Here is an 8,817-nt window from a genome sequence, read left to right on the forward strand (position 1 = left end):
CGCCGTACTGGTTTAAAGTTAATCCACTATATTGGTGGACGGGTAAAAGACGGCGCAGCAAGGAAACACAGTGCCGCGCTGCTTTTTTTGTAAAACATTATGATACTTCGTTTGCCAAAAAGTTTTTGACTCGGGACGGCAAAGGTCGTCTGAAACTCCCTTTCAGACGACCTTATATGCTTTTTTATACGCCTGCGGCTGCTTTCAATGCGGCAGCTTTGTCGGTGCGCTCCCAAGTAAACTCAGGCTCTTCGCGGCCGAAATGGCCGTAGGCGGCGGATTTACTGTAAATCGGGCGCAAGAGGTCGAGCATTTGGACGATGCCTTTGGGGCGCAGGTCGAAATGTTCGCGAACCAGGGCAATCAGTTTGTCTTCGCTGATTTTGCCTGTGCCGAAAGTGTCGATGGAAATCGAAGTCGGTTCGGCAACGCCGATGGCGTAGGAAACCTGAATCTGACATTGGGTTGCCAAACCTGCGGCAACGATGTTTTTCGCAACATATCGGCAGGCGTAAGCGGCGGAACGGTCGACTTTGGACGGGTCTTTGCCGGAGAATGCGCCGCCGCCGTGCGGAGCTGCGCCGCCATAGGTATCGACGATGATTTTACGGCCGGTCAGACCGCAGTCGCCTTGCGGGCCGCCGATGACAAAGCGGCCGGTCGGGTTGATCAGGTATTTGGTTTCAGCAGTCAGCATTTCGGGCGGCAAAACGGGCTTGATAATCTGCTCGATCACGGCTTTGCTCAGTTCTTCATGGCTGATTGCAGGGTCGTGCTGGGTGGACAGGACGACGGTGTCGATGCGTTTTACTTTGCCGGTTTCGCTGTCGTAAACCACGGTCAACTGCGCTTTTGCGTCGGGACGCAGCCACGGCAGGCGGCCGTCTTTGCGCAATTCGCTTTGACGCTGCATCAGGCGGTGGCTGTAATAGATGGCAAACGGCATCAAGGTCGGGGTTTCGTCGCAGGCGTAGCCGAACATCAGACCTTGGTCGCCCGCGCCTTGGTTCAGGTCAATGCCTTCGCCTTCGTTCACGCCTTGGGCGATGTCGGGGGATTGCTGGTCGTAGTACACGCCGACCGCGCAACCGTTGGCATCAAAGCCCAACTCGGACGAGTTGTAGCCGATGCGTTTGATGGTTTCGCGTGCGACTTTGATGTAGTCCACATGGGCGGTGGTGGTGATTTCGCCCGCCAACACGCACAAGCCGGTGTTTACCAGAGTTTCCGCCGCGACGCGCGCTTTGGGGTCTTGCGCCAAAACCGCATCCAAAATCGCATCGGACACTTGGTCGGCTACTTTGTCCGGATGGCCTTCGGAAACCGATTCGGAAGTAAACAGATATTCGCTCATTTCAATATTTTCCTTCAAAAACAAGCCGTCTGCTTTCAGACGACCTGTTGTTTCAATATACGTCCCACAACGGAAATCATAACAAAATTTCCACCTGCGCTCCATCCAAATGATAAATATTCCCACTTGGATAAAACGGTTCGGAATCCTGCCTGCACAAAACATACAGGCAAAAAAATTCCCGCATCAAGCGGGGGGATTTGAATTGCCCTCTCGGACCACATCGGCTTTGCAGCCGTCCACCTTACCTTTCCGTCTGAAAAGCAGGTTGGCATGGAATTCCCAACTCTTAATGCAGCGCGGATGTTAGCAGAAAAGCCCTTCCCCCGCAAGCCGCGCGCCCTTGCGTTTTACGTTACAATACGTCGTCTGAAAACACCCGAACACCCTATCATGCACCTGCCCTCCGCCATTCCCGCCCTTGCCACCGCCCTCGTCCTTACCCTGCCCTTGGGCGCGTGCGGCAAAAAAACATCCGAACAAACCGTGCTTCAGGGCGAAACGATGGGTACGACCTATACCGTCAAATACCTTTCAGACGACCTCCCCAACCCGCCCGCACCCGAAGCCGTGAAAAAGCAGATTGACGGTGCGCTCGAAGAAGTCAACCGCCAAATGTCCACCTACCGCGAAGACTCCGAAATCAGCCGCTTCAACCAAATGCGCGAAACCCGCAAACCCATGCCCGTTTCCGCCGATTTCGCCGCCGTAACCGCCGAAGCCTTACGCCTCAACCGCCTCACACAAGGCGCGCTCGACGTAACCGTCGGCCCGCTCGTCAACCTTTGGGGCTTCGGACCGAACAAAGAAATCACCCGCGAACCCACCCAAGCCGAAATCGACAAAGCCGCCGCCCAAACCGGCACGGACAAAATCATCCTCACGCAAGACGGCAAACAAGCCACGCTCGCCAAAACCCAACCCGAAACCTACCTCGACCTTTCCTCCATCGCCAAAGGCTTCGGCGTGGACAAAGTGGCAGGCGAACTTGAAAAACTCGGCATCAACAACTACCTTGTCGAAATCGGCGGCGAATTGCACGGCAAAGGCCGCAACGCCCAAGGCGAACCTTGGCGCATCGGCATCGAACAGCCCAACATCGTCCAAGGTGGCAACACCCAAATCGTCGTCCCCCTCGACAACCGCTCCCTCGCCACCTCCGGCGACTACCGCATTTTCCACGTTGACCCGCAAGGCAGGCGGCTCTCCCACATCATCGACCCCAAAACCCGCCGCCCGCTGTCGCACCGCCTCGCCTCCATCAGCGTCGTCGCCGATAACGCCACCACCGCAGACGGTCTGTCCACCGGACTTTTCGTACTCGGCGAAACCGAAGCCCTCAAACTCGCCGAACAGCAAAACCTCGCCGTTTTCCTGATTATCCGCGACCAAAACGGCTACCATACCGAAATGTCCGGCGCGTTTAAAAAACTACTCCATTAATATCCACGCACTCATATCCATCCCACAGGAACACCATCATGAAAACCCTACTCCTCACCTTCGGCCTCTTCCTCCTCGTCATCCTCGGCATGGCGGTCGGCTATATTTTTTCTAAACGCACTATCAAAGGCAGTTGCGGCGGCATCTCCTCGTTGGGCATGAAAAAAGTCTGCGACTGCGACACCCCGTGCGACACGCTGCAAAAGAAACTGGACGAACAGAAACAGCAGGAAAGCAAAGGCATCACCGTCGATCACTGAACCTTGCCCGAATCAGGTTCAGCCTTGCTTTGAGTTTGGCAACATCAAAGGTCGTCTGAAAACCGCATATTGCAGTTTTCAGACGACCTTTGATTTGAAGGTGTGGTTGTTTTTAAAAGGCAGATAGCGATTTAGCAAAGCTGCTCAAATTGCCGTTATTTCCGATGAAAACCGCATATTGCAGTTTTCAGACGACCTTTGATTTGAAGGTGTGGTTGTTTTTAAAAGGCAGTTGGCGATTTATCGAAGCTGCTCAAATTGCCGTCATTTCCGAGTAGGTGGAAAGGACAGAACAGATATTTTCGATGTCGATTTAAGATACAGACAAAAAGGTCGTCTGAAAAACCCGAAATCCGTTTTTCAGACGACCTTTTGCTCATCCTTACAACCTCGTTACGCTCAAGACGCCTTTGACGTCGCCGAGGCTGGCGAGGACGCGCGGGAGGTCGTTGACTTGTTTGACTTCGAGCGTGAACCTCATGCTGGCTTCCAAGTCGCGGGACTGGGTTTGCACGGCGGTAACGTTGAGTTTGTGGCGGGCGAGCGCGTCGGATACGTCGCGCAAAAGTCCTGAGCGGTCTTGGGCGCGGATTTCGACATCGACGGCGAACACTTGTCCTTCCTGCAATGCCGCCCAACTTGCGTCCAACACTTTTTCAGGTGCTTGCTCGGCGAGGTGTTGGAAAGACGGGCAGGTTTTGCGGTGTACGGAAATGCCGCGCTCGCGGGTAACGAAGCCGACAATATCGTCGGGCGGCGCGGGTTTGCAGCATTTGGCAAGCGTGGTCATCAAGCCGTCTTCGCCATCGATAAGGACGCCGGTTTTGCCGCCTTTTTTGATTTTGGACTGTTTGACGATGGTGGTTTCGCTGACGGGCACGGGCGGCGGTTCGTTCAGCGTGCCGCAGGCTTTCTGGATAGCGCGGTTGGAAATTTCGCCTTGTCCGACGGCGGTGTAGAGGTCGTCGAGTTTTTTGTAGCCGAGGTTTTCGGCAAGCTCTTGCAGGTTGGGTTTGGGCGTGAGTTTGGCAAGCTGTTTGTCGAGCTGGACGCGGCCTTCTTCGCGCACGGTGTCGGCGTTTTGCTGGCGGATGTAGGCGCGGATTTTGCTGATTGCCTTGCTGGACTTGACCCAGCCTTCATACAGCCAGTTGACGGAAGGATGCCCTTCTTTGGCGGTAATGATTTCGACGCGCTGTCCGTTTTCAAGCGGGGTGGACAGCGGCACGATTTGACCTTCGACTTTCGCGCCGCGGCAACGGTCGCCGATGCTGCTGTGCAGGGCGTAGGCGAAGTCGATGGGGGTCGCGCCCGTAGGCAGGGAGAGGACTTTGCCATGCGGGGTCAGAACGTAAATCGTGTCGTTGAAAAGCTCGGTTTTGAAGGCGGCGGCGAGGTCTTCCTTGCCGCTTTCCGCCATGTTTTCGCGCCAGTCCAAGAGTTGACGCAACCAGGCGATTTTCTGTTCGTAGGCGGAGTCGCCCTTACCGCCCTCTTTGTAACGCCAGTGGGCGGCGACACCAAATTCGTTGAATTGGTGCATATCGAAGGTGCGGATTTGCACTTCTACGCCTTTGTCTTCCGGGCCGACGATGACGGTGTGCAAACTTTTATAGCCGTTGCCTTTGGGGTTGGCGATGTAGTCGTCGAATTCGCCGGGGATGGGCTGCCAGAGGCTGTGGACGATACCCAGCGTGGTGTAACACTCGGGGACGGTATCGACCAGAATCCGCACGGCGCGGATGTCAAAGAGGCCGTCGAAGCTGAGTTTTTTCTTCACCATTTTTTTGTAAATGGAGTAGATGTGTTTCGGGCGGCCGGCAACTTCGAAGTGAACGTTGTATTTTTTGAGCTCCGCGCGCAGGATGTTGAGGAAGTTTTCGATGTATTCGAGGCGTTCGGTGCGTTTTTCGTCCAAAAGCAGCGCGATCTCGCGGTATTTTTCGGGTTCTTGATGGCGGAAACCGAGGTCTTCGAGTTGCCATTTGAGCTGCCACACGCCCAAACGGTTGGCGAGCGGGGCGAAGATGTCGAGGGTTTCTTTGGCGACGGCGCGTTTTTCGGGGCTGTCGGGGATATTGCTGAGAAACTGCATGGTGCGGGTGCGCATGGCGAGTTTGATCAACACGACGCGGATGTCGGTGACCATCGCCAGCAGCATTTTACGCATGGTTTCGGCTTGCTGCGCGCGCTCTTCGGAAGTGGCGAGGCTGTCCACTCGGGCGAAGTGGGTGAGTTTCTGCACTTCGTCCACACCTTTGACCAGCTCGGCGACGGTGCTGTTGCAGCGTTCGGAAACCAATAGATTCCAATCGGGAACGTAGCGTCCAATGTCGGCAAGCAGGGTGGCGGCGACAGCATCGGAGAGCAGGTCGAGCTCGTTGACCATCTGCGCCGCGCCGAGCAAATGGTCGAGCAGCGGTTCGCCATACGGCGTGGCGGCATCGGCGGGATAGTGTTCCTTTGCCAACGACCATGCGGCGCCGATGAGGTTTTTATCGTTGTCCGGCAGCGCGGCGCAGTAACTGTCGAACCATTCGCGCAATTCTTGCGGAGTCGCGCTTTGCGTGTCTTGAATCGGGCTGGTGGCGGTCATGATGGTGTCTTTTCGTTTCGATAAAAACAGGTTTATTGTAACAGGTTGCCAAAGGGATTTGCGGGATATTGTCTGTAAGCGGGTTGTTTCAGACGACCTTAAATGATATGGTTCGTCCGTTTGATGAACATGAAAAGGAGTATCCGATGAAGCTGTATATTTACGACCATTGCCCGTTTTGCGTGCGTGCGCGGATGGCGGCGGGGCTGTTTGGCGCGGACGTTGAAGAAGTCGTGCTGGCAAACGACGACGAGGCAACGCCGATCGGCATGATCGGCGCGAAACAAGTGCCCATCCTGCAAAAAGAAGACGGTTCGTTTATGGGCGAGAGTTTGGACGTTGTCCGCTATCTTGACCGCGAGGGTCGTCTGAAAGATGAAACCCGCCCCGAAATCCAGGCATGGTTGGACAAAGTGGGCGAATACAACCTGAAACTCGTCCAGCCGCGCGTGATCAAACTCGAGCTGCCCGAATTTGAAACGCCGGAAGCGGTGAAATATTTCACGGACAAAAAAGAGAAAAGCATCGGCAGCTTCGCCGCCAATTTGGAGAAAACCGGTCAGTATGTGCAACGGCTGAACGAAGATTTGGCGGAACTGGAAACGCTGATGGCCGAAAGCGGCGCAGGTTTGAACGGCGAAATCGGCATGGAAGACATATTGGTGTTCCCGATATTGCGCAACCTGACCGTCGTACGCGGTGTCGAGTGGCCGCAGAAGGTTATGGACTACCTGCTGCGCATGAGCGAAGCATCGGGCGTGCCGCTGTATTTCGACCGCGCCTTGTAATAACCGAATCCGCCGGATAAAACAAACGGAAAGGTCGTCTGAAAACTGTTTTCAGACGACCTTTCCGTTTGCGCCCGCCCTACCTTCCGGGAGTGAATGGAATCAGGCGGAACAAGCATGGCGAGAAATTGTTGATGTATGACCCCGAACAGATCGGGTGATACATCAATAATTCCTAGCTGTGCTTATTGTGCGGCAGGTGCAGAAGCAGCAGCTGCGGCTGCGCCTTCAGCGGCGCTGCGTTGATAGCCTTTGTCTTTCATACATGCATCGAACACGGCGCGGTCTTGGTTTGCACCGGAAGCTTGTTGACATTGAGCGATTGCCTCTTCAACGCTTACGCTAGGAGTTTTAGCTTCTTCAGTAGTTTTGCTGCTAGAGCAGGCACCCAGCATCAGGCTTGCAGCGGCAACGGCGATCAATAAAGTTTTCATGTCGTATATTCCTATTGTGATTGATGGTTTACAGCGCAAATTTGCGTCTGTCTCAAAACAGAGTCCCATTAGTACGATTTAGTTTCATTTACATATGAAAGGTTTTGATAAGTTTGAACTATGACAGTAAATGCCGTCAGGAAATGATAAGCGGTTTCAAAAATTTAAGAGACATAAACGCCGCTGGCATGGCAATGTAAAAAATCCCCTTTCCACTCCGGCAACACCGCCCAACCCCAACGCCCCGACCGCCTGCCGTTGGGCGGCGCAAGGGTTTTATGGCATAATCCCGCTTACCTTTCCATACCGCAGAGACCACATCCCCCCCTTCTGCGGTTTGCCGTAAACCGGCCGCATACTTTGCCGGCGGCATCCTACCGAACACACAATCAAAACATCCTCCCGTTTCAGACGACCCCATGCGGCATTCCGCATCCCGTCCGGACAGAAAGATACCGCCATGAATCCATTCGCCTCACTCGGGCTTGGCAGCGAAATCGTTTCCGCGCTGACCGAACAAGGTTACGAAAACCCGACGCCCATCCAAGCCGCCGCCATCCCCAAAGCACTTGCCGGCCACGACTTGCTCGCCGCCGCCCAAACCGGTACAGGCAAAACCGCCGCCTTTATGCTGCCCAGCCTGGAACGCCTCAAACGCTACGCCACTTCCAGTACATCGCCCGCGATGCACCCTGTGCGTATGCTCGTGTTGACCCCGACGCGCGAACTTGCCGACCAAATCGACCAAAACGTGCAGGGCTACATCAAAAACCTGCCGCTGCGGCATACCGTCCTTTTCGGCGGCGTCAACATGGACAAACAAACCGCCGACCTGCGCGCCGGCTGCGAAATCGTCGTCGCCACCGTCGGCAGGCTGCTTGACCACGTCAAACAGAAAAACATCAACTTAAACAAAGTCGAAATCGTCGTCCTCGACGAAGCCGACCGTATGCTGGATATGGGTTTCATCGACGACATCCGCAAAATCATGCAGATGCTGCCCAAGCCACGCCAAACCCTGCTCTTTTCCGCAACCTTTGCCCCGCCCATCCGCAAACTCGCCAAAGACTTCATGAATGCGCCCGAAATCGTCGAAGTCGCCGCGCAAAACACCACCAGCGCCAATGTCGAGCAGCACATCATCGCCGTTGACGCGCTCAAAAAACGCAACCTTTTAGAACGGCTGATTGTCGATTTGCAGATGAACCAAGTCATCGTATTCTGCAAAACCAAACAAAGCGTCGACCAAGTCACCCGCGACCTCGTACGCCGCAACCTTGCCGCCCAATCCATCCACGGCGACAAATCCCAGCAAAGCCGCCTCGAAACCCTCAACGCCTTCAAAGAAGGCAGCCTGCGCGTCCTCGTCGCCACCGACGTTGCCGCACGCGGTTTGGACATCGCCGAGCTACCCTTCGTCATCAACTACGAACTGCCGACCCAGCCCGAAGACTACGTCCACCGCATCGGACGCACCGGCAGGGCAGGCGCGGACGGCGTCGCCATTTCCCTGATGGACAAAACCGAACAGAAAATGTTTGAAGCCATCAAGGAGCTGACCGGCAACGACTTGGCAGTCGAACGCATCGAAGGTTTCGAGCCGAACTGGTGGGGAAGTGACGCCGACGGCGATGCCGCCGCAGACACCCAAGCCGCCCCAACCCGCAGCCGCGGCAGCGACAGAAACCGCTCCGAACGGAACAACCGCAGCGAACGCAATGACCGCAACGAGCGCGGCGACAAATCACCAAAAGCCGACAAAACCGATCCCGGCGCCGCCTGCGGCACCATCGCCGGACGCAGCCGCCGCAGCCGCAGGGAACGCCAACCCTGCGCCCTGCTGCAACCCAATTACGGCGCAAAATAAAGCCGGTTTCCCATAAAACCCGAAAGGTCGTCTGAAAAAGATTTCAGACGACCTTTTTATAGTGGATTAACAAAA

7 protein-coding genes and 1 riboswitch are annotated in these 8,817 nt (G+C 55.3%); of the genes, 4 read left to right on the plus strand and 3 right to left on the minus strand.

The genetic code is table 11. From position 1 onward, the window contains the following. Positions 1 to 184: 184 nt before the first annotated feature. Positions 185 to 1,354, minus strand: coding sequence for a methionine adenosyltransferase (gene metK / locus HMPREF2726_RS01715; RefSeq protein ID WP_009312787.1), 1,170 nt, complete (start codon positions 1,352 to 1,354; stop codon positions 185 to 187). 191 nt (positions 1,355 to 1,545) lie between these two features. Next, positions 1,546 to 1,655, minus strand: a riboswitch (SAM-I-IV-variant riboswitch). A 92-nt stretch (positions 1,656 to 1,747) separates the two neighbouring features. Here metK and HMPREF2726_RS01720 point away from each other — a divergent pair. Beyond that, a complete protein-coding gene (locus tag HMPREF2726_RS01720) occupies positions 1,748 to 2,797 on the plus strand; it encodes an FAD:protein FMN transferase (protein WP_070601977.1) in 1,050 nt (349 codons plus the stop codon). A gap of 38 nt (positions 2,798 to 2,835) precedes the next feature. Continuing rightward, positions 2,836 to 3,057, plus strand: coding sequence for a (Na+)-NQR maturation NqrM (nqrM, locus tag HMPREF2726_RS01725; RefSeq protein ID WP_003757168.1), 222 nt, complete (start codon positions 2,836 to 2,838; stop codon positions 3,055 to 3,057). A gap of 382 nt (positions 3,058 to 3,439) precedes the next feature. Here nqrM and HMPREF2726_RS01730 read toward each other — a convergent pair whose 3' ends face one another. Then, positions 3,440 to 5,653 carry a RelA/SpoT family protein gene (locus HMPREF2726_RS01730; RefSeq protein ID WP_003763695.1) on the minus strand — a complete coding sequence of 738 codons (2,214 nt, stop codon included), beginning with the start codon at positions 5,651 to 5,653 and terminating at the stop codon, positions 3,440 to 3,442. A 146-nt stretch (positions 5,654 to 5,799) separates the two neighbouring features. Here HMPREF2726_RS01730 and HMPREF2726_RS01735 point away from each other — a divergent pair, with 146 nt between their 5' ends. Beyond that, the gene (locus HMPREF2726_RS01735) at positions 5,800 to 6,441 is read left to right on the plus strand and encodes a GrxB family glutaredoxin (RefSeq protein WP_070601979.1); all 642 of its coding nucleotides are present in this window, start codon (positions 5,800 to 5,802) and stop codon (positions 6,439 to 6,441) included. A gap of 185 nt (positions 6,442 to 6,626) precedes the next feature. Here the strand turns inward: HMPREF2726_RS01735 and HMPREF2726_RS01740 are convergent, their stop codons facing one another. Next, the gene (locus HMPREF2726_RS01740) at positions 6,627 to 6,875 is read right to left on the minus strand and encodes a hypothetical protein (protein ID WP_003757173.1); all 249 of its coding nucleotides are present in this window, start codon (positions 6,873 to 6,875) and stop codon (positions 6,627 to 6,629) included. 460 nt (positions 6,876 to 7,335) lie between these two features. Here HMPREF2726_RS01740 and HMPREF2726_RS01750 point away from each other — a divergent pair, with 460 nt between their 5' ends. Next, positions 7,336 to 8,742 (plus strand): DEAD/DEAH box helicase, encoded by a 1,407-nt coding sequence (locus HMPREF2726_RS01750; protein WP_070601981.1) that lies wholly within the window; start codon positions 7,336 to 7,338, stop codon positions 8,740 to 8,742. Positions 8,743 to 8,817 lie beyond the last annotated feature (75 nt).

The sequence above is a fragment of the Neisseria sp. HMSC074B07 genome, assembly GCF_001810355.1.
In the GTDB taxonomy this organism is placed as follows: domain Bacteria; phylum Pseudomonadota; class Gammaproteobacteria; order Burkholderiales; family Neisseriaceae; genus Neisseria.

Excerpts from the sequence above, each read along its gene's own strand:
- metK (WP_009312787.1), bottom strand. The coding sequence starts at position 1,354 with ATGAGCGAATATCTGTTTACTTCCGAATCGGTTTCCGAAGGCCATCCG.
- HMPREF2726_RS01720 (WP_070601977.1), top strand. The coding sequence starts at position 1,748 with ATGCACCTGCCCTCCGCCATTCCCGCCCTTGCCACCGCCCTCGTCCTT.
- nqrM (WP_003757168.1), top strand. The coding sequence starts at position 2,836 with ATGAAAACCCTACTCCTCACCTTCGGCCTCTTCCTCCTCGTCATCCTC.
- HMPREF2726_RS01730 (WP_003763695.1), bottom strand. The coding sequence starts at position 5,653 with ATGACCGCCACCAGCCCGATTCAAGACACGCAAAGCGCGACTCCGCAA.
- HMPREF2726_RS01735 (WP_070601979.1), top strand. The coding sequence starts at position 5,800 with ATGAAGCTGTATATTTACGACCATTGCCCGTTTTGCGTGCGTGCGCGG.
- HMPREF2726_RS01740 (WP_003757173.1), bottom strand. The coding sequence starts at position 6,875 with ATGAAAACTTTATTGATCGCCGTTGCCGCTGCAAGCCTGATGCTGGGT.
- HMPREF2726_RS01750 (WP_070601981.1), top strand. The coding sequence starts at position 7,336 with ATGAATCCATTCGCCTCACTCGGGCTTGGCAGCGAAATCGTTTCCGCG.